Origin of the sequence: Streptomyces sp. NPDC048361, assembly GCF_040651795.1 — a bacterium.
In the GTDB taxonomy this organism is placed as follows: Bacteria; Actinomycetota; Actinomycetes; order Streptomycetales; family Streptomycetaceae; genus Streptomyces.
On sequence record NZ_JBEZKW010000059.1, the window covers coordinates 1 to 22,517 of the forward strand.

The 22,517-nt window shown below is 71.9% G+C and carries 18 protein-coding genes; 11 read left to right on the forward strand and 7 right to left on the reverse strand.

All coding sequences use genetic code 11. From position 1 onward, the window contains the following. Window positions 1–137: 137 nt before the first annotated feature. Window positions 138–1,175, reverse strand: a complete 1,038-nt coding sequence (locus AB0D31_RS27625; protein ID WP_362728058.1) for a PHP domain-containing protein — start codon at window positions 1,173–1,175, stop codon at window positions 138–140. A gap of 227 nt (window positions 1,176–1,402) precedes the next feature. Between AB0D31_RS27625 and AB0D31_RS27630 the strand changes: the two genes are divergently transcribed. Continuing rightward, window positions 1,403–2,365 (forward strand): trypsin-like peptidase domain-containing protein, encoded by a 963-nt coding sequence (locus tag AB0D31_RS27630; RefSeq protein WP_362728060.1) that lies wholly within the window; start codon window positions 1,403–1,405, stop codon window positions 2,363–2,365. Between the two features lie 196 nt (window positions 2,366–2,561). On the opposite strand, the gene AB0D31_RS27635 is transcribed toward AB0D31_RS27630, so the two are convergent. The 3 genes from AB0D31_RS27635 to AB0D31_RS27645 form a co-directional block, all read right to left on the reverse strand. Beyond that, entirely contained in the window at window positions 2,562–2,948 is a 387-nt protein-coding gene (locus AB0D31_RS27635; RefSeq protein WP_362728061.1) for a hypothetical protein, read from the reverse strand. Window positions 2,949–3,040: 92 nt separating this feature from the next. Further along, window positions 3,041–3,922 carry an NlpC/P60 family protein gene (locus AB0D31_RS27640; RefSeq protein WP_362728063.1) on the reverse strand — a complete coding sequence of 294 codons (882 nt, stop codon included), beginning with the start codon at window positions 3,920–3,922 and terminating at the stop codon, window positions 3,041–3,043. Between the two features lie 230 nt (window positions 3,923–4,152). Beyond that, window positions 4,153–8,094, reverse strand: coding sequence for a helix-turn-helix domain-containing protein (locus AB0D31_RS27645; protein ID WP_362728065.1), 3,942 nt, complete (start codon window positions 8,092–8,094; stop codon window positions 4,153–4,155). 400 nt (window positions 8,095–8,494) lie between these two features. Between AB0D31_RS27645 and AB0D31_RS27650 the strand changes: the two genes are divergently transcribed. From AB0D31_RS27650 to AB0D31_RS27670, 5 genes are all read left to right on the forward strand, one after another. After that, the gene (locus tag AB0D31_RS27650) at window positions 8,495–10,279 is read left to right on the forward strand and encodes a M4 family metallopeptidase (protein WP_362728067.1); all 1,785 of its coding nucleotides are present in this window, start codon (window positions 8,495–8,497) and stop codon (window positions 10,277–10,279) included. Between the two features lie 237 nt (window positions 10,280–10,516). Beyond that, window positions 10,517–12,073 (forward strand): PQQ-binding-like beta-propeller repeat protein, encoded by a 1,557-nt coding sequence (locus AB0D31_RS27655; protein WP_362728069.1) that lies wholly within the window; start codon window positions 10,517–10,519, stop codon window positions 12,071–12,073. Window positions 12,074–12,253: 180 nt separating this feature from the next. Continuing rightward, on the forward strand, window positions 12,254–12,457 hold the full coding sequence (locus AB0D31_RS27660) for a hypothetical protein (RefSeq protein WP_362728071.1): 204 nt from the start codon (window positions 12,254–12,256) through the stop codon (window positions 12,455–12,457). A 105-nt stretch (window positions 12,458–12,562) separates the two neighbouring features. Continuing rightward, window positions 12,563–14,068 carry an MFS transporter gene (locus AB0D31_RS27665; protein ID WP_362728073.1) on the forward strand — a complete coding sequence of 502 codons (1,506 nt, stop codon included), beginning with the start codon at window positions 12,563–12,565 and terminating at the stop codon, window positions 14,066–14,068. Between the two features lie 309 nt (window positions 14,069–14,377). After that, a complete protein-coding gene (locus AB0D31_RS27670; protein ID WP_362728075.1) occupies window positions 14,378–15,331 on the forward strand; it encodes an NAD-dependent epimerase/dehydratase family protein in 954 nt (317 codons plus the stop codon). Between the two features lie 17 nt (window positions 15,332–15,348). Here the strand turns inward: AB0D31_RS27670 and AB0D31_RS27675 are convergent, their stop codons facing one another. Beyond that, entirely contained in the window at window positions 15,349–15,765 is a 417-nt protein-coding gene (locus AB0D31_RS27675; protein WP_362728077.1) for an organic hydroperoxide resistance protein, read from the reverse strand. A 135-nt stretch (window positions 15,766–15,900) separates the two neighbouring features. Here AB0D31_RS27675 and AB0D31_RS27680 point away from each other — a divergent pair, with 135 nt between their 5' ends. The 4 genes from AB0D31_RS27680 (at window position 15,901) to AB0D31_RS27695 (ending at window position 18,379) form a co-directional block, all read left to right on the forward strand. Then, window positions 15,901–16,422: a MarR family transcriptional regulator gene (locus tag AB0D31_RS27680; RefSeq protein ID WP_362728079.1), complete on the forward strand. Its 522-nt coding sequence runs from the start codon at window positions 15,901–15,903 to the stop codon at window positions 16,420–16,422. Window positions 16,423–16,515: 93 nt separating this feature from the next. Continuing rightward, entirely contained in the window at window positions 16,516–17,256 is a 741-nt protein-coding gene (locus AB0D31_RS27685) for an SDR family oxidoreductase (RefSeq protein WP_362728081.1), read from the forward strand. A 66-nt stretch (window positions 17,257–17,322) separates the two neighbouring features. Further along, window positions 17,323–17,778, forward strand: coding sequence for a hypothetical protein (locus AB0D31_RS27690; protein ID WP_362728083.1), 456 nt, complete (start codon window positions 17,323–17,325; stop codon window positions 17,776–17,778). Window positions 17,779–17,869: 91 nt separating this feature from the next. Next, complete coding sequence (locus AB0D31_RS27695; protein WP_362728085.1) at window positions 17,870–18,379, forward strand: hypothetical protein; 510 nt, start codon at window positions 17,870–17,872, stop codon at window positions 18,377–18,379. A 24-nt stretch (window positions 18,380–18,403) separates the two neighbouring features. Here the strand turns inward: AB0D31_RS27695 and AB0D31_RS27700 are convergent, their stop codons facing one another. Beyond that, window positions 18,404–19,438 carry a methyltransferase gene (locus tag AB0D31_RS27700; RefSeq protein ID WP_362728087.1) on the reverse strand — a complete coding sequence of 345 codons (1,035 nt, stop codon included), beginning with the start codon at window positions 19,436–19,438 and terminating at the stop codon, window positions 18,404–18,406. 210 nt (window positions 19,439–19,648) lie between these two features. Between AB0D31_RS27700 and AB0D31_RS27705 the strand changes: the two genes are divergently transcribed. Continuing rightward, complete coding sequence (locus tag AB0D31_RS27705; protein WP_362728089.1) at window positions 19,649–20,035, forward strand: PPOX class F420-dependent oxidoreductase; 387 nt, start codon at window positions 19,649–19,651, stop codon at window positions 20,033–20,035. Window positions 20,036–20,060: 25 nt separating this feature from the next. Here AB0D31_RS27705 and AB0D31_RS27710 read toward each other — a convergent pair whose 3' ends face one another. Next, entirely contained in the window at window positions 20,061–22,307 is a 2,247-nt protein-coding gene (locus AB0D31_RS27710) for an RICIN domain-containing protein (protein ID WP_362728091.1), read from the reverse strand. Window positions 22,308–22,517 lie beyond the last annotated feature (210 nt).

Sequence of the window (22,517 nt, forward strand, 5' to 3'; positions counted from 1 at the left end):
GCGGGGACCCCCACCCCCTCCCGCGGGCGGCCCGCCACCCCCCGTACGCCGGGGCGCACCCCCGACGCGGGGTGAGCACCCCGGCTTCCGGCCGTGTGAGTCCCCCGGCTTCCGGCCGTGTGAGCAACCCCGGCTGCTCACACCTTCGCCGGGAGTTCGCGGGTGCGGGCCCAGGACAGCAGGTCGTCGAGCGGCCAGGTCGTGACGACGCGCTCCGGCGGGACGCCGCACTCCTCGGCCCGGGCACAGCCGTAGATCTGCCAGTCGAGCTGCCCGGGGGCGTGAGCGTCGGTGTCGATGGAGAACAGGACTCCCGCCTCGACGGCCCGGGTCAGCAGCCGGCGCGGCGGGTCGAGCCGTTCCGGGCGGCTGTTGATCTCGACGGCCGTCCCCGCGTCGGCGCAGGCGGCGAAGACCGCGTCGGCGTCGAACTGGGACTCGGGCCGTCCACGCCCGGTGACCAGGCGTCCGGTGCAGTGCCCGAGGATGTCCGCGTGCGGGTTGCTCACGGCCGCGACCATGCGCCGGGTCATGGCGTCCGCGTCCATACGCAGTTTGGAGTGCACGGACACCACGACGATGTCGAGCCGTTCGAGCAGCTCGTCCTCCTGGTCGAGGGAGCCGTCGTCGAGGATGTCGCATTCGATGCCGGTGAGCAGCCGGAACGGAGCCCACTGCTCGTTGAGTGCGGCCACCACGTCCAGCTGGCTGCGCAGCCGTTCGGCGGTGAGGCCGTTCGCGATGGTCAGCCGGGGCGAGTGGTCGGTGAGCACAGCCCATTCGTGCCCGAGTTCCGCCGCCGCGCGGCCCATGTCGTCGATGGGGCTGCCACCGTCCGACCAGTCGGAGTGCAGATGGCAGTCGCCGCGCAGCGCGGCGCGCATCCGGTCGCCGCCGTCGACCAGCGGCGCCGCGGCTTCGAGGTCGGCCTCCAGCCGCTGAAGATAGGCCGGCACCTCGCCGGCCATCGCCTCGCGCACCACCCGTGCGGTCTTCGGTCCGATCCCCTTCACCGCCTCCAGCTGTCCGGCGACCGCCGCGCGCGATGCGAGTTCGTCCGCGGGCATCTCCCCGATCGCGTCGGCCGCGGTACGGAAGGCACGGACGCGGTACGTGGCCTCCTGCCCGCGTTCGAGCAGGAAGGCGATCCGTTTCAGGGCCGACACGGGATCCATGCACACACCTCCTGTGCGGAGGGGCCGGCCTCCGTGCGGACCGGCCGCCGTCCGTCCGGGTCACGGCTTCGGTACCCTCCCTCGTCGGGACGGTCCTCCCAGCTTCTCGCAGGGCCGGGCCGTCCGCAGCCGCGCGGGACGAGTGCGCCGTTCGTACCCGTCGTGCGCCCCCTCGGCTCCCGTGTCGGGACGGCCGCCACCGGCGACGGGGTCCTAGCCTCGCCAGGGTGGTGGTGCGAAGAGATGTACGTACTGGAGGCCGGCCGGGGAGGGTGCGCGGCGCGCTGCTCGGCGCCGCGGTGCTCCTGCTGGTGACCGGCCCGCTGATGGTCTCGCCGTCCTCCCCCGCCGCCTCGGAGCACGAGGCCCCGGCCGTGCGTGCCCGCCCCTCGGCCACCCCGACGCCGGCGGCGGGTCCGGCGAGTCCCCGCGGCGGGCCGCCCGCCGGGGCCGGCAGTGCGGAGTACCGCAGGTCGCGGCCGGAACTGCCCGCGGGTTGTACCGCTGAGCGTCGCCGCCCCGAGCCGCACGATGTGCGCCCGGACTGTTCGTATCCGGTGGTGGGGGTCTTTCTGCGGCCCGGCGGCCACAAGACGTGCACGGGGGCCGTGGTGGACAGTCGGCACGGGGATCTGCTGGTCACGGCGGCCCACTGCCTGCCGCTCGACGGCACGTCGTTCGCACCCGGCTACCACGACGGCCTCGCTCCGTACGGCCGCTGGCCCGTCCTCGCCGCGCTGCCGGACCCTCGCTTCACCGGGGCCCGCGGGGGCACCGGGAACTGGCCGTACGACTGGGCGTTCGTGCGGGTGGCGCGAGTCGGCGGACGGAGCGTCCAGGAGGCGGTGGGCTCGGCGTTCCATGTGCCGCCGCACCCGGAGCGGCTGCCGTCCGACCTCGGCCGGGTCACCCTGGTCGGCTACCCGCACAACCGGCCGGGCCAGCGCCTCTGCACGGTGGATTCCGGGCCCGCCTACGGCGGCTTCCGGCAGGCGCGCTGTGCGGGGTTCTCCAGCGGCGTGTCGGGCAGCCCGTGGGTGATCGCGGCGCGGGAGGGCGAGGGCATCGTGGTCGGGGTGCTGGGCGGCGCCGAGCGGGGCGGCGGCTTTCTCGCCGACGTCTCGTACACGGCACGCTTCGACGCGGGGCTCGCCTCCCTGTTCGCCACGGCGCAGGGGATCGGCCCGTAGGGCTCCCTCCTCATGCCGTGACGCGACGGATGGCTCCCTGGGGATGGGAAGGTCCCTTGGGAGGAAGCTCCCTCGGGGAGTACATCCACCACCGGTTCCGACCAACTACCCTCTTCAGCGGGCCGGTTGACTACATGACCGAGCCACCCGTCGGGGGATTCGACGGGCGGCCCGGGGTCTCAAAGTGACGGAACGATCAGCACTGACGCAGGCCCGGGGCCGGGTCCTGGCCGGTCTTCACGCTGACGGCCGGGACGTTGCCCCAGGCGCCGTTGTCGAGCTGCGTCCAGTACCAGATGTCGTTGCCCCCCTGGTGCGGGTCGCCGTGGCCCCAGCACACGAACCAGTTGAACCCGGTGGTCAGGGTGCCGCGGGTGGCCGAGCGGTAGGAGCGGTCGGCATAGCCCTTCGCGCCGACCGCGTTGCCGCAGTACAGACGGCCGTCCGAGCGGACCCCGCACTCAGCGGCGGGCCGTGCCGCCGTGGCGGGCGCGGCGACCGCGGCGGGCAGACCCGTCGCGGTGAGGCCGGCCGTCAGCGCGGTGGCGGAGAGGAACAGGGCGATCTTCTTACGTGCGTTCACTGCGAACTCCTCGTGTGTGTGGTGCGGGGTGGTGTGCCGGGCTCTCCGGTGCGGCGCGGCGTGCCCGGCCACACCGGTGTGGGGTGAACGGTTCAGGCGCAGGTGGGGACGGAGTCGAGCCAGGCGGGCCCCTGGATGTAGATGTTGGTGATCCATGCCTGGTAGTCGGGCAGATAGGACCAGGCGTCGTTGCGGTAGCCGTCGGCCTCGACGAGCTGGGCGTGCTTCTGGCAGGCGATCTTCACGCGGGTCGGCCCGGCGAACTTGTTGACACGGGCGCTCGTCGTGGACGGCTGGGTGTGCGTCCACACGTCGGTGCCCCAGGTGGAGAAGTTCCCGTCCTGCGCCGGGGATCCGCCGATGCGTACCGCACCGTTGTAGTCGCCGCCGAGGCGCACGTCGCTGACCATGACATGGGTGCCGGACTGGCGGGCCTCGACCATCTTGCCCGCGCCCAGGTAGACGGCGATGTGGTGGATGGAATCGGCGCCGCCCCACGCCATCAGATCGCCGGGCAGCAGCGGTCCGGTGCCCTGGCCGGCGCCGAAGCGGGCCGTGACGTGCGAGGAGTGGTACTGACTGTTGGCGGTGCCGGCGAGGATGTCCTGACCGGTGGCCTGGGCGTAGGCGTACCGCACCAGGCCCGAGCAGTCGAATCCGCGGCGCTCCGGATCGTGGTCGCTTGCCGGGTCGGTGGGGTCCACCTGCCCGTAGGTGGCGCCGGGTTGGGGCCCGTGGCCGCCGCCCCAGGTGTACCAGATGCCGAGCTGTGAACAGGCGGCCCGGACGGCCGCCTCGGCGGCGGCGGAGGCGCCGGGTGCGAGGACGTCGCAGCCGCCGGCCGCGGCGCGGCTCGCCACCGCCGTGCTGTGCGGCGCGGCTGCCGAGAGGTGCGCGGCCGGCACGACCGCGCAGGCCGCCAGGAGACCGGCGGCGGCGAGCGTGCGGCGGGCTCTGGCAAGGGTGAGGTGCATGTGGTTTCCCCGTTCGTCGTACGTGTGCCGGGCTGCCGCCCGGCAGGATGTGCCGTACGTGCGCCGGGCTGCCGCCCGGCGGGCCGCGAGTGGGCGCTCCCGTGCCGAACGGGAGCGTCTGCGGCGGTGGTTCGAGACTGTGCCGTTCCGGGGGGCGCTGTCGAGGAGGTGACCGTCTCCTGTGCCGACGGGAAACGGGAAACACCTGGGAAACACCCCGCCCGCGCCGCCTAGGCAGAGGCGGGGCAGAGGGGTCGGAAGGGCAGGTCGGGCAGCAGGCGTGCCCAGCGTTGCGGCCCCGTGTCGCCCAACAGGCGGCACACCTGCGCCTGTTGGCGCGGCACATCGGTGTTCCACAGCCGGACGGTGCCGTCGTTGCTGCTGCTCGCCAGCGTGCCGGGCAGCCGGGGATCAAAGGTGACGCCCCAGACGGCCCCGGTGTGTCCGCTGAGCGTGGCGAGGTGCGCGGCGCGTGCGGGGTCCCAGAGCCGGACCGTCTGGTCGCTGCCGCTGGAGGCGAGCGTCCTGCCGTCGGGGCTGAAGGCGACCGCGCGCACCGAGCCGCTGTGGCCCGCGAGCGTCCGGGCGGCGGCGCGGTGCGTGAGGTCCCACAGGCGTACGGTGCCGTCGTTGGCGCCACTGGCCAGGGTGCGGCCGTCGGGGGCGAAGGCCACGGAGCGCACTGAACCCGTGTGGCCGCGCAGCACCGTGCGCGGCCCGCGGGCGGGATCGCGTACGTCCCACAGCCGGACCGTCAGGTCGTCGCTTCCGGTGGCCAGGATGCGGCCGTCGGGGCTGAACGCGACGGTGTTGACGAAGTCCTCGTGGCCGTCGAGCGTGGCGTAGGGGCGGCGGGTCGCGACGTCCCACAGGGTGGCGGTGCGGTCGGCGCTCGCGGAGGCGAGGAGCCGCCCGTCGGGTGAGAAGGCCACGGCGAACACCGAGCCGTCATGGCCGGTCAGGGTCGCTTCGAGGCGGCCGGTCGCGGCGTCCCAGAGCCGCACGGTGCGATCGGCGCCCGCCGAGGCGATGAGGTGGCCGTCCGGCGAGAAGGCCACGGCGAACACCGAGCCGTCGTGGCCGGTGAGAGTGGCGCGCAGCCGGTGACGGGCCACGTCCCACAGCCGTACGGTGCGGTCCGCCTGCGCCGAGGCGAGCAGGGCGCCGTCCGGGGAGAACGCCGACTGCCACGCCTCGGTGAACGGCCGGGCGGTGAGCGCCGAGCGGCCCGGGTCCCACATCACGACGGACTGGTCGAACCCGCCGGTGGCGAGGCGTTCGCCGGGTCCCGCGGCGATGGCGAGGACATAGTCGGTGTGGCCGGACAGGGTGGCGACCACACGGTGGTTGACGGCGTCCCACAGTTTGACGGTGCCGTCGCCGCTGGCGCTGAGGACGGTGTCACCTCCGTGGGTGAAGGCCACGGCGTTCACGTCGTCGCTGTGGCCGGTCAGCACACCGTGGGGCGTGCCGTCGGGCAGGTCCCACAGCCGTACGGTGCGGTCGGCGCCGCCGGATGCCAGGGTGTGGCCGTCGGGGCTGAACGCCACGCCGAGCACCTGGTCGCTGTGGCCGGTGAGGACCTGGGGCGGCCGGGCGCCCGTCACGTCCCAGAGGCGTACGGTCCGGTCCATCGACGCCGAGGCGACGCTGCGCCCGTCGGGACTGTAGGCGACGGCCATCACCGCGTCGCCGTGGCCGGTGAGGACGGTGCGTGCGGTGCCGTCGGGCACGTTCCACAGGCGTACGGTGTGGTCGGTTCCGCCGGATGCGAGGGTGTGGCCGTCGGGGCTGAACGCCACCGAACGCACGGCTCCTTGGTGCCCTCGCAGGATCGCGGTCGTCCGGTGGGTGGCCGCGTCCCAGAGGCGTACGGTGCCGTCGGCGCCGGCCGTCGCGAGGCGGCTGCCGTCGGCGGAGTAGGCGACCGCGGTGACGGCTCCGGTGTGGCCGCTCAGGACGGCGGTCACCTGGTGGTCCGTGGTGTTCCAGAGCCGTACGGTGGCGTCCGAGCTCGCGGATGCGAGGGTGTGCCCGTCGGGGCTGAACGCCACGGAGTTGACGGGGCCTGCGTGGCCGCGCAGCCGCCCGTCGAAGTACTGCGCCTGCGTGCTGAGCAGGGCGCCGCGTGCCTGCGGGGTGTGGTCGGTGCGGTAGGCGTCGGCGGCGAGCAGCATGGATGCTTCGGGCTGTCCGGCGGCGAGGGAGCCGGACTGCACGGCGAGGGCCTGTGACTGGGCGGTGCGGCTCTGGTCGAGGGCGCGCCGGCGCTGCTGGAAGGCGAGGGAACCGGCCGTCACCGCGAGAGCGAGGAGGCCGACGAGGGTGGCGAGCAGAGCACGGCGGATCCGGGTCTGCCGCCGTGCCTGGCGGACGCCCCGCGCTTCCTCCGCCGCGCAGGCGTCGAGGAACTCCCTTTCGGATGGGCCGAGTTGATCGCGTCCAATGGCCCGGTGCGCGCGTTCGCGTACCGCTGCGAGGCGGGTGCCGCGGTAGAGCAGGCTCGGGTCGCGGCCGGCCCGCGCCCACTGGTCCGCGGCGTCGCACACCTGCTGGCGCAGGACGAGGCCCGCGCGGTCGGCGTCGATCCAGCCGCGCAACCGCGGCCAGGCGTGCAGAAGCGCCTCGTGGGTGATCTCCACCGTTTCGCTGTCCGCGGTGACGAGCCGGGCCCGCACGAACGCGTCGAGGGTACGGGCGCCGGAGTCGGGGTCGGTCAACTGCCCCAGCAGCACCTCGCGTTCGACGGGCCTGCGGGTCTGAGCGGTGTCGTCGGCGACATGGACGAGACGGACCAAGAGTTGACGCACCGTCAGCTGCTCGGCGGGGTCGAGGCGTCCGTACACCGACTCGGCGGTGCGGGCGACCGCTCCGTGAATACCTCCGGTCGTCTCGTACCCGGCCACCGTCAGGGTCCGGCCGATGCGCTGCTGCCAGGTGACGAGCAGGGCGTGGGCGAGCAGGGGCAGCGAGCCGGCGGAGGCGGCGGAGTCGTTGCCGAGGTCCCTCAACAGCAGTTCCACCAGGCCGGGTTCGAGCGTGAGGCCGGCTCGCTCGGCGGGTCCTGTGATGGCTTGACGCAACTGGGCACCGGACATGGGGCCGAGCGCGAACAGGCCGTGGGTGAAGACGTCCACGAGGCGGGGATGGTCGAGGCAGCCGCCGCAGAAGTCGGCGCGCAGACCGATCACGACCGCGGCGCGGGCGGTGGAGCTGTCGGTGTGGTGGGCGGTGGAGCTGTCGGTGTGGTGGGCGGTGGAGCTGTCGGTGTGGCGAGTGGTGGGGCCGTCGGTGACCCGAGGCGGCGGGAAGCCTTCGCCGGCGCGAGAGGCCCAGCCCTCAGCTCCCCCGGCCGCCGAACCACCGGTATTCCGAGGCGTGCAGCCCTCGGGGTCCCGCGCGGTGGCCAGGGCGTGGAGGACGGCGACGAATTCGCGGCGCTCGCGGTCGCTCTCGCACAGGGTGAAGACCTCCTCGAACTGGTCGACGACCAGGACGAGTCCGCGGCCCCGGCCGTGCGCCGCCGAGGCGTCGAGCAGCACGCCAGGGCGTTCGACGAGCGCCTCGGGGGTGATCCCCGCGCCGCCGGCGCCGAGTACGTCCGCGGCACAGCGCAGGAGTTCCTTGAGTGGGTGGGCGGTCGGGGTGCACACGACGACCGGCCACTGGTCCGAGCCCGGCACGGGCAGCGCGCCGCGCCGCAGCGCGGGCAGCAGCCCGGCCTGGAGCAGCGAGGACTTCCCGGCTCCCGAGGGGGCAACCACGGCGAGCGGTCCGCGGCCCATGCGTTCGGCGAGCCGGCCGGTCAGTTCCGCGGTCGCACTCTCACGGCCGTAGAACCACTCCGCGTCCCGCGGCCCGTAGGCGGCGAGTCCGCGGTAGGGGCACAGACCCGTGTCGGCGGGGCCGTGCGGTGCGGTGCGGGCCGCGGGAACGGTCGCCGGCGCCGGTTCGGGCAGCAGCCGCACGAGCGCGCCCCGCGCTTCGAGTACGTCGTCGCAGCGGCGCGCGACGTCGAGGGTGGGTGGTTTGCCGCCGTTCTCGATCTTGCTGAGGTACCCCTTGCTGTAGTGGATCGAGCGGGCGAGTCCCGTGAGGGACACCTTGCGCAGGGCTCGCAGGCGCCGCAGCTCCGCTGCGAATCCCCCGGCCGTTTCGTCGTCCGTTGGCACGGGTCCTACCTTTCCGTGACGGACGGGGCGTACGCCTGAAAAGGGCGAACTCCGTCCGGTTCCGGCCGGCAATGGACGTACGGGCACGATCCGTTCGGCCGGGCGAGCCCGTACACCGGACTCCGCGAGAAAGCCGGGCCGGCGAAGCAACCTTTCTGTTCGATCGCTCATCTGTGCCGACGGATGGGGAGTTTGGACACCTTCCGGCCATCGAAGTCCGGACCAATTGTTAATTCTGGGTTCCGGAAGTACAGAAAGTCGATCATCCCCCTTTACATGCTCATGCCAGGCATAGCAGGGTTCCGGCCGGGACCTCATGGTCCCCACGGTGCACAACAGCACCGGTGGATACGGGTGGTTGTTGAGCCGACCGCCCCCGCACCTCTAAGGACCCCCCACCGTGCGTACACCCCACATACGCAGCCTGGCGATATCCCTGGCCGTCACCACGGCCATCACCATCACGGCGGGAGGCGGGGCCACGGCCTTCGCCGCTCCCACCGCCCAGGGGGCCACCGCCCCCGCCGCGACCGCCCGTTTCCAGCCGGTGATCGACGCGGCTCGCGCCGCCGCCGTCGCCCACGCCTCGGCCACCGGGGTCGGCAAGGACGACACACTTCAGGCCACCGACGTCCTGGTCGACCCGGACGGCAAGCAGCACGTCCGCTTCGTCCGGGCGCACCGCGGACTCCCCGTCCTCGGCGGTGACCTGGTCATCCACCTCGACAAGAGATCCGCCTACACGGGCGTGACGCGCGCCCTGCGCGGGGCGGTCGCCGTGGCCACCACCAGCGCCAAGGTGACAGCCGCGCAGGCACAGGCGAAGGCCGCCGCCACCGCCAAGGGCACCGCCGGCTCCGCCCGGCTCGTGGTGGACGCCCGCGCCGGACACGCCGCGCTCGCCTACCAGATCGAGGTGACCAACAGCTCCACCGCCGAGTCGGGCGCCCGCACCGTGGTCCTCGACGCGGCCACCGGCGCCGTCCTCAGCAACACCCCGGTCGGCGACTCCTTCATCTCGCCCACCGTCCAGGACAAGCTCCGCAAGAGCGGCCAGAAGCTCAGCCCGTCGCTGACCTTCCCCTCCCCCGCTCTCACCACCGGCCCCGCGGCGTCCCGCTTCCCCGCCTCGGCCATCGGCACCGGGGCGTCCCTCTTCGTCGGCAGTGTGCCGCTGACCACGACCCAGACCGCGCCGAGCGCCTTCACCCTCCAGGACCCGAACCGCGGCCAGACCGAGACCCGGGACGCCGGCGGCAAGGAACTCGACCAGTTCTCCGGCGGCAAGGCGTTCACCAGCACCACCAACCGCTGGGGCACCGGCAAGACCAGCAACCGCGCCACCGTCGCCGTCGACGCGCAGTACGGGATCACCAGCACCCTCGACTTCTACAAGAGGACCCTGGGCCGCAACGGCATCAAGAACGACGGCGCAGGCGCCCACGCCCTGGTGCACTTCGGCAACAAGGTCGGCAACGCGTTCTGGTCCTCCGACTGCGGCTGCATGCTCTACGGCGACGGTGACGGGCAGACCTTCGCCCAGCCCCTGGTCGTCCTCGACGTCACCGGCCACGAGCTCACCCACGGCGTGGTGGACGCGACGGCGAACCTCCAGCCGACCCGCGTCGACGCCGACGACAACCAGTTCGGCGAGCCCGGCGCGCTCAACGAGTCGCTGGCCGACATATTCGGCAGCAACGTCGAGTTCGCCACCAACAACCCCAACAACCCGCCCAACTACCTGATGGGTGAGAAGCTCGGGCTCCAGCAGAAGTTCCTGCGGCGCCTGGACAAGCCGTCCCTCGACAAGCTCGAAGGCACCATCGACTACTGGTCGAAGGCGTCCTACGACACCGAGGTCCACGCCGGTTCCGGCGTCTCCTCGCACGCCTACTACCTGCTGGCCGAGGGCAGCGGCCAGAAGACCATCAACGGCGTGGCCTACGACTCACCGACGTACGACGGTTCGACGGTGACCGGCATCGGCCGGGACAAGGCCACGCAGATCTTCTACCGGGCACTCACCCGGTACATGGTCTCCACGACCGACTTCCACGACGCCCGCACCGCGACGCTCAGCGCCGCCGCCGACCTGTACGGCGCGACCAGCACCGAGTACAAGACGGTCGACAAGGCCTGGGCCGCCGTCAACGTGACCCCGGCGAACGCCCCCGCCGGCCACTGATCCACCCCGTCGCTGCCGCCCCGCGCACCGTGGGGCGGCAGTGCCATGCCCGGGGGCCGGCAGCGGCGCGATCTCCCCGGCCTCCCCCGCGCGGGCGCGCACCCCGGCCTCCCCCCGCGCAGGCGCACCCCCGGCCGCCAGGCGTGGGTCCACCCCCGGGTGACCGGCAGGGTCTCGGCCGACACAGCTTCCGAAAAGGGACTCCACAGTATGCGCCCCGGCCGCCACACTGATCACATGAGCGCACGCGATCCCCGTGAACTGCCCGGTCCCGAGCGGGACATGGGGTCCTTCGGACCGGCCGACCCCCACTGGCCCCCGGCCACGGGAACGCCCGGCCGGCGCGCCGGGTTCAGGGGCACGACGGGTCTCGTCCTGGCCGCGTTGGCGACGGGGCTCGTCCTGGTCGGCGGCGGGGTGCTGTTCGCGTTCACCGGGGGCGCGGGGAACGGGAAGCCGCTCGCGCACGGCCCCGCGTCCCCCGCGCCGTCCGGTTCCCCCTCCGTCGACCAGGGCGACGGCAAGGGCACGGGTGCGGGCGGTGGCGCCTACGACCCCAACGCGGGCATCGCGGCGGGTGAGGCTCCGGTCTGGCTGCGCGAGAACGAGACGTCACTGACGCAGCAGGGCGCCGAGCAGTTCGGACCATGGCCGGTCGGCGAGGTGGTGGCGAGGGCGATGTACAAGGAGGTCGCGGGGTACGGAGCGGCCGACGGCAAGGAACGGTGGAAGGTCACCTTCGACACCCCCCTGTGCGGTGTGCCGCACGCCCCGTCGGCGCAGAACAAGCTGGTCGTCGCCCTGTTGGAGAACAACAACAAGCTGGCCCACTGCACGGTCCTCCAACAGATCGACCTCGCCACCGGCAAGGCGGGCTGGAAAGTCGTCAGGAACGGAACGCCCCCGGGCGGCTCGCCGCTCGCCCTCAACCTGGCCATCTCCGGCGACACCCTCGCGCTCGCCGGATCCGGCGGTGCGAGCGGCTACTCCGTCGCGGACGGCCACAAGCTCTACGACCTGACGGGCAGCGGTGGTTGCAGCGCCCAGGCGTTCGCGGGCGGAACCCGGCTGATCAGCGCGAGCTTCTGTTTCGACGGAAGCAACCCCGACAACCACCCGGGAGACCTGCTGCAAGAACTCGACCCGGCGACGGGCAAGCCCCGGTGGAGCTACCAGTACGAGAACGACTGGCGCATCGGGCAGGTCCTCTCGGTGGACCCCCTGGTCGTCACCGCACTTCCCAACCAGGGCAAGTCCTGGAAGATCTTCGCCTTCACCGCCGACGGCAAGCTCCGCTCCCAGACCGTGCCGGCGTTCCAGACCCTCAGTGTGTGCAGTGGATTCGGGCAGAGCGTCGACCAGCTTCAGAGCTGCTACGGCGCGGTGGCGGACGCCGGGACCCTGTACGTCGCGGCCGACGGCACCGCGACGGACGTGACCAAGGACGCCGAGGGCACCCAGGTCGTCGCCGTCGACCTGGGCACCGGCAAGGAGAAGTGGCGCGCGAGCCCGGCGCAGGCCCGTAATGTACGGCCGCTCGCCGTCGAGGACGGCAAGGTGATGGTCCACCTCGACGCGGGGCGCGGGTTGCCGGCGGCGGTCGCGACCCTGGCCCCGGCCGGCGGCGCACCGCAGGTGTTCCTGCAGAGCCCCGTGGCGGCCGCCGACGCCCAGCGCGCCTTCTTCGCACCACGACTGGCCTGGGCGCGGGGACGCCTGTTCATGCTCAACAAGCGGGTACAGAACTCACGGCCCGACCACAGGGAGCACGCGGCCCTGTCCTTCGGCAGGTAAGCACCGGCCTCCCCGCCGGGGGCCGGCGGCCCCCTCTTTCCGTACCGCGTCCCGACCCCTTCGGCGAGCGTTCGGCATGCGTGGGCGGGGCAGCGGTGACAGGGTCGAGGAGCCGGGGCATGCCCGGCGTCCGCGGCCTGGCAGGTGGCCGCGGGCCGGGACGGATGAGGAGAGTCAGCCGTGCGCCACTACATCGTTGCCGAACCGCTCCCCGACGGCGTGGTCAAGGAATGGCACATGGTCCGCGGCGGGGAGCAACAGTCCATGTGCGGACGCGAGGTGGCCGAGGGCGCGGAGGAACTGCCCGACGAGGCGTGGGGGACGGAACGCGCCCACCCGTTCTGCCACACGTGCGGCGCGCTGTATCTGCGCGAGGTCCCGTAGGCGCACGGCCGCCGGAGGCCGGTGACTGCGGGGAGTACGAGGGGCGCGCGCCGGGTACTCGCGTCCGGCAGATGCGGTTCGGATCGCGGCGGCAGGAGGCAGTTCATGAGCGGTACGGTGCAGGGTCCCGGGCCGGGGCGAACCATCACGACCTCCGTGCCGGCCAGGCTGGACCGGCTTCCCTGGTCGCGCTGGCACTGGATGATCGTGATCGGCCTGGGCACCGTGTGGATCCTGGACGGCCTCGAAGTCACCGTCGTCGGGAACATCGCGAGCCGGCTCTCCGAGGACGGCAGTGGCCTCTCCATCACCGACGCCCAGGTCACCGGCCTGGGCGCCGCGCTGTATGTGGCGGGCGCATGCTGCGGGGCGCTGTTCTTCGGCTGGCTGACCGACCGGTTCGGCCGCAAGAAGCTGTTCCTCGTCACCCTCGCGGTCTATCTCGCCGCGACCGCCATGACGGCGCTGTCCTTCACCGCGTGGTGGTTCTTCCTCTTCCGCTTCCTCACCGGCTTCGGCATCGGCGGTGAGTACGCGGCCATCAACTCCGCCATCGACGAGCTGATCCCGAGCAAGTACCGCGGCCGGGTGGACCTCATCATCAACGGAAGCTACTGGCTGGGTGCGATGGGTGGCGCACTGCTCTCCGTCCTCGCCCTCAACACCGACATCCTGCCGAAGAACATCGGCTGGCGGCTCACCTTCGCCCTGGGAGTGGTCCTCGGCCTCGTCATCCTTCTGGTGCGCCGGCACGTTCCGGAGAGCCCGCGGTGGATGTTCATCCACGGCCGCGAGGAAGGGGCGGAACAACTGCTGGACGACGTCGAGCACACGGTGGAGGAGGAGAAGGGCGAACGGCTGCCGGAGCCGGGGAGTTCGATCACCATCGAGCAGCGCACCAGTGTGGGCTTCCTGGAGATCGCCCGGACCCTGTTCAGCGCGTACCCGAAACGGGCGGTGCTCGGCTTCTCCCTCTTCATCGGTCAGGCGTTCCTCTACAACGCGATCACGTTCGGGTTCAGCTCGATCCTGGTGAAGTTCTTCGACGTGTCGAGCGGAACCACCGGCTACTTCTTCGCCGTGATCGCCTTCGGCAACTTCCTGGGCCCGCTCTTCCTCGGCAAGCTCTTCGACACCGTCGGGCGCCGCAGGATGATCGCCGGGACCTATGTGCTCTCGGGTCTGCTGCTCTTCGTCACCGCGTGGCTCTTCGGGCAGGGGTGGCTCAGCGCGACCACCATGACGGTGTGCTGGTGTGTGGTGCTGTTCTTCGCGTCTGCGGGTGCCAGTTCGGCGTATCTGACGGTGAGCGAGATCTTCCCGATGGAGACGCGGGCGATGGCGATCGCCTTCTTCTACGCCATCGGAACGGCGGCGGGCGGCATTTCGGGGCCGCTGGTCTTCTCGGCTCTGACGTCCAGCGGAGTGGTCGGCGACGCCGTCCTCGCCTTCAGCATCGGTGCCGCACTCATGACGGCGGCCGGTGTGGTGGCCGCGTTCCTCGCGGTCGACGCGGAGGGCAAGTCCCTGGAGGACATCGCGGCCCCGCTCTCGTCGCGGTCGGCCGGCAAGGCCGATGCCACGACCCCGCCGGCCACACCCGCGGGGTGAGACGGGCCGTCCACTTCCCGCGAAGTGGACGGCGGACAGAGCGAGTTGGGCGGTGGGCATGGGCTCGCCGCCCTTCGTCGTGCTGGGCCGGCGGGCAGGGGCTCGCCGCCCTTCGTCGTGCTGGGCCGGCGGGCAGGGGCCGGCAACCCTTCGCCTCACAGGCATCAACTCGCCGCCCGTCGCCGCGTAACGACAACAGAGCCGACAACCCTTGCGGGAGATGTTCGCTAGCGTTACAGTCTCTAACTAACGGCATGGCACATAACAGCGCCGGGCGCGAGGGCGCCCCGGTCGATGAAGGGCAGCGACATGACGCACAACGACAGCACCCTGCACGTGGTCCTCGGCGCGGGCCCGGCCGGCACGGCGCTCGCCACCGAACTGGCCCACCGCGGCCACCCGGTCCGCCTCGTCGACCGGTCGGGAACGGGCGCCGCCATACCGGGCGTCGACCGGGTGAGGGGCGATGTCGGCACCCCCGAGGGCGCCGCGGCGGCCGTGGCGGGGGCGGGGGTCGTCCACCACTGCGTGAACGTCGCCTATCACCTCCAGGTCGAGGTGATGCCCCGGATCCAGGAGGCCGTACTGAGCGCCGTGGAGGCGCAGGGGGCCCGCCTGGTCGTCCTGGACACGCTCTACCCGTACGGCGAGACCCACGGCGACGTCATGACCGAGGACACCCCGTGGCGCGCCACCACCCTCAAGGGCAGGATGCGTGCGGAGCTCGACGAGAAGTACCTGGCCGCACACCGCGAGGGCCGCGCCCGTGTGGCGCTCGGCCGCTCCGCCGACTTCGTCGGGCCCGGCGTCCTCAACTCCACCCTCGGCGGTGCCGTCTTCCCCGCGGCGCTGGCCGGCGGCGAAGTGCTGACCCTCGGCGACATCGACCTGCCCCACAGCTACACCGACATCCGCGCGGTGGCCGCGGGGCTCGCCACGCTCGGTGAGAGCCCCCGGGGCGACGGGCGCGTCTGGCACCTGCCCACCGCGCCGACCCTCACCACGCGTGAGGTGCTCGGGATGATCGAGGACCGGATCGGCGGCGCGCTGAAGGTCGTCACCCTCGCCGAGCTGCGCGCCTTCGGCCCGTTCGACCAGGTCTTCGTGGACGCGTACGCCGAGATGTTCTATCAGCACACCGAGCCGCAGATCATGCACTCGGGCGCGTTCGAGGCGGCCTTCGGCGTCGAGCCCGTCGCGATGGGTGACACCCTCGACGCCACCCTCGCGTGGTACCGAGGCCTGGCGGCCGAGCGTGTCTGAACCGGGCGGCCGGGCCGCTACTCGATGACGATCTCGAACGGGATGTTGCCACGGGTCGCCTTCGAGTACGGGCAGGCCGCGTGGGTCAGCTCGACCAGCTTGGCGCCGCTGTCGCCCTCCAGGTGGGCGGGGAGCTCGACGCGCATGACGACGCCGATGCCGAAGCCGCCGTCGGCGGGGTCCTTGCCGATGCCGACCTCGGCGGTCACCGAGACGTCCTTGACGTCGAGCTTCAGCTGGCGGGCGACGGAGCCCATGGCGCTGGCGAAGCAGGCCGCGTATCCGGCGGCGAAGAGCTGCTCGGGATTGGTGCCCTCGCCGTTGCCGCCGAGAGCCGGCGGGAAGGCGAGCGGCAGGTCGAGCCGGCCGTCGGAGCTGACGGTACGGCCCTCGCGGCCGTTGGCGGTCGCCACTGCGGTGTAGAGCGCGTCCATGGGAATCGGTTCCTCTCGTGTCCGGCCGTACGGAGTCGGTATAGCTCCGTACGAGGAAGCCTCGGCTGCCCGGAAACAACTATTGCACGCAATTAAGTTGCACACAACTAAATCGCGCGGTGTTAGCCTGGGTGCATGGTGACCACGCCCTCCGCCCGCCCGCACGACGACGAGGACTATTTGCGGCTCGACCTCCAGCTCTGCTTCTCGCTGCACGCGGCATCACGCGCCTTCAACGGCGTCTACCGCACGCTGCTGAAGGACCTGGGTCTGACCTATCCGCAGTACTTGGTGATGCTGACGCTCTGGGAACACGGCGAGCTGCCCGTCAAGAGCATCGGCGAGAAGCTGCGGCTCGACTCGGGCACCCTGTCGCCGCTGCTCAAGCGCCTCGAATCGGCGGGCTACGTCGAACGGCAGCGCAGCCGGACGGACGAGCGCTCCGTCACCACCCGCCTCACCGCCCGGGGCACGGCGCTGCGCGAACGCGCCCGTGCAGTGCCGCACCACATCGCGGACGCCGTCAAGCTCCCCCCCGAGGACTTCCACACCCTGCGCACCCTTCTGGCCACCCTGACCGAGGGCCTCGACGCCGCACAGACGCCGTCGGCGTCCGGCGGCGACGGCGGCGGCGGCGCGGTCTGCGCCGGGGAGTGATCACGCGCGGGGGCACCCGCCGCGTTCCGCCGTCCGTGCGGTAGGACTTGAGGTCGCAAGATCATCGATATCGGGAAGCGCGGGAGGCAGCACGTGGCACGTCCGGTCACCATCGTCACAGGGGGCAGCAGGGGCATCGGGGCGGCGTCCTGCCTCCGGCTCGCGGCCGACGGGCACGACATCGCCCTCGGGTATCTCAGCAACGACGACGCCGCGCACGCGGTCGCCGATTCGGTGCGCGAGACCGGGGCCCGCTGTGTGACCGTGCGGTGCGACACCTCTCAAGAGGCCGACGTGGAGCGGCTGTTCGACACCGCGGCCGCGGACCTCGGCGCGGTGAGCGGCCTTGTCAACAACGCCGGTGTCACCGGTCCGCTCGGCCGGCTCGCCGATGCCCGCACCGAGGATCTGCGCCGGGTGCTGGACGTCAACGTCCTCGGCTATCTCCTGTCCTGCCGGCGGGCCGCACGTGACATGGCCGCGCTCGGTGGCGGCGCCATCGTCAACATCTCCTCCGCCGCGGCCACCCTGGGCAGCCCCGGCGACTATGTGCACTACGCCGCGTCGAAGGCGGCGACCGACACCCTGACGATCGGCCTGTCCAAGGAGCTCGGCCCGGACGGCATCCGCGTCAACGCGGTGGCGCCGGGCATCATCGACACCGACATGCATGCCACGATGGGCGACCCGGAGCGTCCGGCGCGGGCCGCCGCCGGCATCCCGCTGGGCCGCGCGGGCGAGGCCCCCGAGATCGCCGCCGCCGTCGCCTGGCTGCTCTCACCGGACTCCTCGTACACCACCGGCGCGATCCTGCGCGTCTCCGGCGGCCGGTGAACGCCCGCTCTCGCGCTCGACGGGGTGCGGGGGCGCCGAGCATGCTGAGCTGTCAGGAGGTGGGCGATGGCCGAGGGTGATACGACGGGGCCGTTCGAACCGGCCACGGGCGACGGCCCCGCCCTGCGCGGCGCCGGCCGGGAGGCCGCCGCACGGGCCGCGTTCGACGGGCTGCTGCTCATCCGCCGGATGCTGAACGGGCCCTCCCCCTCGGCCCCGGCACCGTGGGAGCGGCTCCAGCCGGTGCGGGCGATCGCCATCGCGCTGGAGGCCGCCGGGATCGAGCCCTCAGCCGTCGACGGCGCGGGCGGCCGCAGCGCCACCGGCTACCGCGTCAGCGCCGCCGAAAGTCCGGGCAGCGTCCGCGTGGAGTGGCTCGGTCCGCCCGGCAGCGGCGCCGAGTACGCCGCGAACGCATCGCTCAGGCGGTGCGCCGGCGCACTGCGGCCCCTCGGATGGGTGGCACTTGAGTACCGGGGGCCGCGCCGCCATCACTACCTCGAAGTCGAGCCCGCCGGGTGAGTGAGAGGTGCGTGAGACCGGTTCGCGCACCACCCACCGCTCCCGCTAGAGTGCGATGCTTGTTCGAACACATGGGGATGTGGGGGGAATCGTGAGCACGCAACTGCGGGACACCGCAAGCGAGTTGGCCGGTCTGCTGTGGCGGGAGCACACCGTGTACCGCGAGCGGTCGGGCAGTGTGGTCATCCGCGGGGCCCATGTGGAGCGCTGGATCAGCCTCTCCCCCACCGGCGGCAAGGATCAGGTGCTGATCCGTGCGGGCCGCATCCTCGACGGCGGCACCACGGCGCCGGCCCGCTCAGAAGCGGTGGCCAGTCTCACCCTCGGCATGGGCGAACTGGCCCTGGTGTGCCGCAGGTTGCTCGCCGACACCGCCGCGGGAACGGCCCCCCACGCGGGCGGCCGGCCCCCGAGACAGCCGCGATCCGGCCGTGCGAGGAAGGCGAAGAACCCGGACGGGACGCAGCGGACACGGACGGCCCGGCGCTCCGGGCAGGCCGCGCGCACGAACCGGCACACCGGCTTCGTCTCCTGGATCGTCATCCTCGCCGTCGCCTCGCTCGTCGCCCTGTTCCTGCGCAATCTCGTCGCGAGCCTCTGAGCACGACGGCACGGCCGGGGCCTGTCACACGGCTTCCGCCTCCAGGATCGAGGGCAGGGACGGCGTGGGCAGGACGCGGTTCAGGCGGAACCCGGACCGGGAGAACAGCTCCTCGAACTCCTTGGCCGTACGCTCCCTTCCGGTCACCAGCATCATCATGACGATGTCCAGCTCCACCGCCGGGTGCGGCTCCCCGTTGTCCGGCAGTACGGAGTCGACCACGAGGAGCCGCGTGCCCGGCGTCACCGCTCCGCGGATCGCCGCCAGGATCCGCAGACATTCCTCGTCGCTCCAGTCGTGCAGGATGCGCTTGAGCAGATAGAGGTCGCCGCCCTGGGGCACGGCGGAGAAGAAGTCGCCGCCGTGCACGCTCCAGCGCCCCTTCACCTCCTCGGTGTCCAGGAGGTGGTCGGACACGGTGTCGGGCAGGTCGAACAAGATTCCCGTCAGGGCCGGTTGACGGCGCAGGACGGTGTGCAGGAAGCCGCCGCGGCCACCGCCGACGTCGACCACGGTGCCGGCGGCGGGAAAGGGATAGCTCTCCACGATGAGGTCGTCGGTGCGGCCCGACATCGAGGCCATCCCCGAGTCGAAGAGGTCGCGCTGCTCGGGCGAGACGGCCAGGTGATCGAAGAACGAGACCTGGTAGGCGGCTTCGAAGGACGTCTTGCCGGTCCGCACGGCGTCCGGGATCCCATCGGCGGCCCGGCGGAACATCTCGTCCGTGAGCAGCAGCGCCGCCGTGCGCTGCGAGCCGCGTACGTCGGTGCGCAGCGCCTGGCCCGCCTCGGTGAGCCCGAAGGCGCCCTGCTCGTCCTGGGTGAACAGCCCGTGCATCGCGAGCAGCCGCAGGACCCGCCGGAGCGTACCGGCGTGCAGCCCGCTGTCGGCGGCGAGCCGTTCGGCGGTACGGGGCCCGTCGGCGAGCTGGTCGGCGATGCGGTGCTCGGCCACGGCCCTGACCGCGGCCGAGTGGATGTGGCCGTAGAGCAACTGGTTCAGCGGGGAGGGCGTGAACTGGTCGGTGGGGCCGGTCGGCCGGTTCGAGCTGGTCGCCAAGGGTCCGCTCCTGTCATCACGGTAAGGGTCCCTCCCATCGTCGCAGCGCGGGGCGCCCTGCGGTGGGCAATCAGTGGGGCGCGAGGGGGTCAAGTCGCCTTCCGGTCACAGAGTGCCTTGGATGGCCGGTCGCCGGCGCTGGTTTTCCGCCGCCGCACACCTGCTACAAAGGCCTTTCACGCTTCGCGACCCCGAAGGAAGGCCGGCGTCATGAGTGCCGATGTCCTGGACCGGCTCGGCGCCGGCACGTACCTGCTCGTCACGACGTACAAGAAGGACGGCACGGGTGTCCCGACCCCCGTGTGGGTGGTCAGGGACGGTGACGCCCTGATGGTGTGGACGGTCACGGACTCCTGGAAGGTCAAGCGCGTACGCAACCGGCCCGGGGTGCTGGTCGGGCCGTGCGACGTACGCGGCAACCCGACGGGCGAGCCGCACCCGGCGACCGCGGTGATCTGCGACGCCGCCACCACGGCCGCCTGCCGGACGCTGCTCGCCCGCAAGTACGGGGTACTCGGCCGGCTCACCCTGCTGGGCAGCAGGGTGAGGCGCGGCACCAGCGGCACCGTGGCGCTGCGGATCACCCTCGATGACTGACCGGGGGTGACTTCCACGAGATGACCTACGGCCCTGCGACGAGATCGGCGACGTTGCTCGCCGAATTGGAGGGCCCGCCCTTGGTGTTGATGACATGGCTGATGGTTCCGGTGCCGCCGAGGGAGACCGTCACCATGTCGTGGAAGCGGGTCCCGGGCGCGGTGGGGGCTTCGAAGGCGTGGTCGGCCACCACGGAGGGATTCGCGCTGAAGTAGCAGTAGCTGCCGAGGCCCCACGCTTCGTGACTGGTCACGCCGGCCGCGACCTTGTAGGCGTCGTAGCCGCGCGTCGGGCCGTTCATCCAGGAGCCCTGATCCGGCGGGTCGTAGGGCATCTCGTTCTGGAAGAAGTAGGTGCGGCCGCCGTTGCCGTTCCAGATGACCTGGTGCTGCTGGTAGTGCTCGACGAAGAGGCCGTACAGGGTGACGGCGCTGCCGTTGACGATCAGGCCGTTGGCGGCGGTGTTGCTGGTCCAGCCGACACCGCTGCCATGGTCGGCGCGCCATAGCCACATGTGGTCGCCGATGACGTCCGAGCTGTTGATGACGAGGCTCTGGGTCGCCTTGCCCACCCCCGCGCCGCCGATGCGGAAGAACACGTCGTGCAGCGAGGTGGGGTCGGCGCCGTGCCGGGCGCTGGCCCCGCTCTGGCCGATCCGCATCAGGGTCTCAGAGTTGGTGGTGCCCGCGTCGATGAGCAGGCCTGCCAGGTTCACCCCGTCGACGTCGGCCACGTTCATCGCGGTGATGCCGTGGTCGGGGACGAGCGTGGCGAGGCCGAGTCCCAGCACGACGGTGTCGGCCCGGTTCACGTTCAAGGTCTGGTCGAGGTGGTAGACACCCGGCGTGAACAGGAGGTTCTTGCCCTCGGCGAGCGCTCGGTTGATGTCGGTCGCGGTGGCGCCCGGCTTCACGATGAAGAAGGTGTCGATCCCGAGTGAGGAGCCACTCTGGTTGCCGCCCGACCAGGTCGTCCCTTGGGTGTTGGTCCGCACCGACGGCACGAACGCCTTGTACGCGCCCGCGCCGTCCACGTACAGGAAGGGCTTCTCCCGGGTCACGGGTGACTGCGCGACCGTGGTGTACGGCGGGTTGGGGAAGGTGCCCGCGGGGGCGTTGACGTCGCCGACGAACACCATGTTCCAGTTGGAGCCGCTCCAGCTTCCCCACTGGGTGTTGCGTGAGAGCCACTGCTGCTGCGAGCCCGAACGGACCTGGCCGTCGATCTTCGAGTCGGCGATGAAGCCGCCGCTCGACCAGCCGCCGTCGTCGAGCTGGAGGTCACCGCGTATGTGCATACGCCGGTAGGGGGCGGCCTGGGAGACGGCCCAACGGTCACTGCCGCCGGTGGGGTTGACGGAGAGGTTCTCGGCGGAGCGCCAGAAGTTCTGGGTGGCGTTGCCCTGGAACCAGTCGGCCTCGGCGTGCACGGCGCCGTTGATCGTGACGTCGTCCGGGGTGAGGCCGAGCCCCGCGACCTGGGTGTAGAAGCCGACGTTGGCGTCGGCGCTGTAGGTGCCGGGTTTGAAGAGCAGGGCGTAGCGCTCCGCGCCGAACTGGTTCTTCTCCTGCTGGGCGAAGACCTGGTTCAGTCTGCTCTGGATGCTGGAAGCCGGCATCGACGGGTCGAAGACCGTGACGTTGGGCCCGAAGTCCGGTGTCCCCGCGGGTGGTTGGGGACCGCCCGCCGCGTCCAGACCGAACGACTGGGCGGCGCTGCCGTTGCAGGTGTACTGCTGCATGCGGGCGCCGTCCGCGGTCGAGGCGCTCGGCACGTCCAGGCACTTGCCGCTGTTGCGGTTCACGAAGTGGTAGGTGCCGGCGGCCTCCTGGACGGGCAGCCACTGCTGGTTGGCTCCGCCGCCGTACGTCCAGAGCTGCACCGGCGCGGAGTCGGCGGTGGAGACGTCGCTGACGTCCCACACCTTGGTCGCGTCGTTGCGGTTGCCGACGCGGACGTATCCGTCGCCCGTCGCCTGGAACTGCCACTGCTGCGCGGCGCTCGCGTTGCATGCGTACTGCTGGACGGCCGTGCCGTCCGCGGTGCCCGCGGCCGCCGCGTCGACGCATTTGCCGCTGTTCCCGGCGGCCACGGTGACCCAGCCGGTGGGCGGGGCGGCGGCCTGCGCCGTGGGGGCGAGGGCGGTCGCCGAGACCAGGGAGGCGAGGAGCGCGCCCAGGGCGAGGAGCGGGGTGGGACGGGACGGCCGGGGCGATCGGGCCGACCGGGCTCTGCGGTGCGGGGGCCTTGCGGGGGTTCCCGGAATTCTCATACGTCTCTCCAGTACCGCGGCATGCACGGAGTAAGTGGGGGGGTGTACAGGAGGAGTTACGAGGTGTGCGAGACGCGACGGCGTCCTGGGCGACGCGTGTTGTTCACGCCTTTCTTCAAGGTGTGAAGTTAGGAGGGCACGGCGAGCCCGTCAAGAGTTCGGGTACCGAAGAAGTTCCGGTGCGCGCCCCCGTCGGCTGGTAGCTTGACG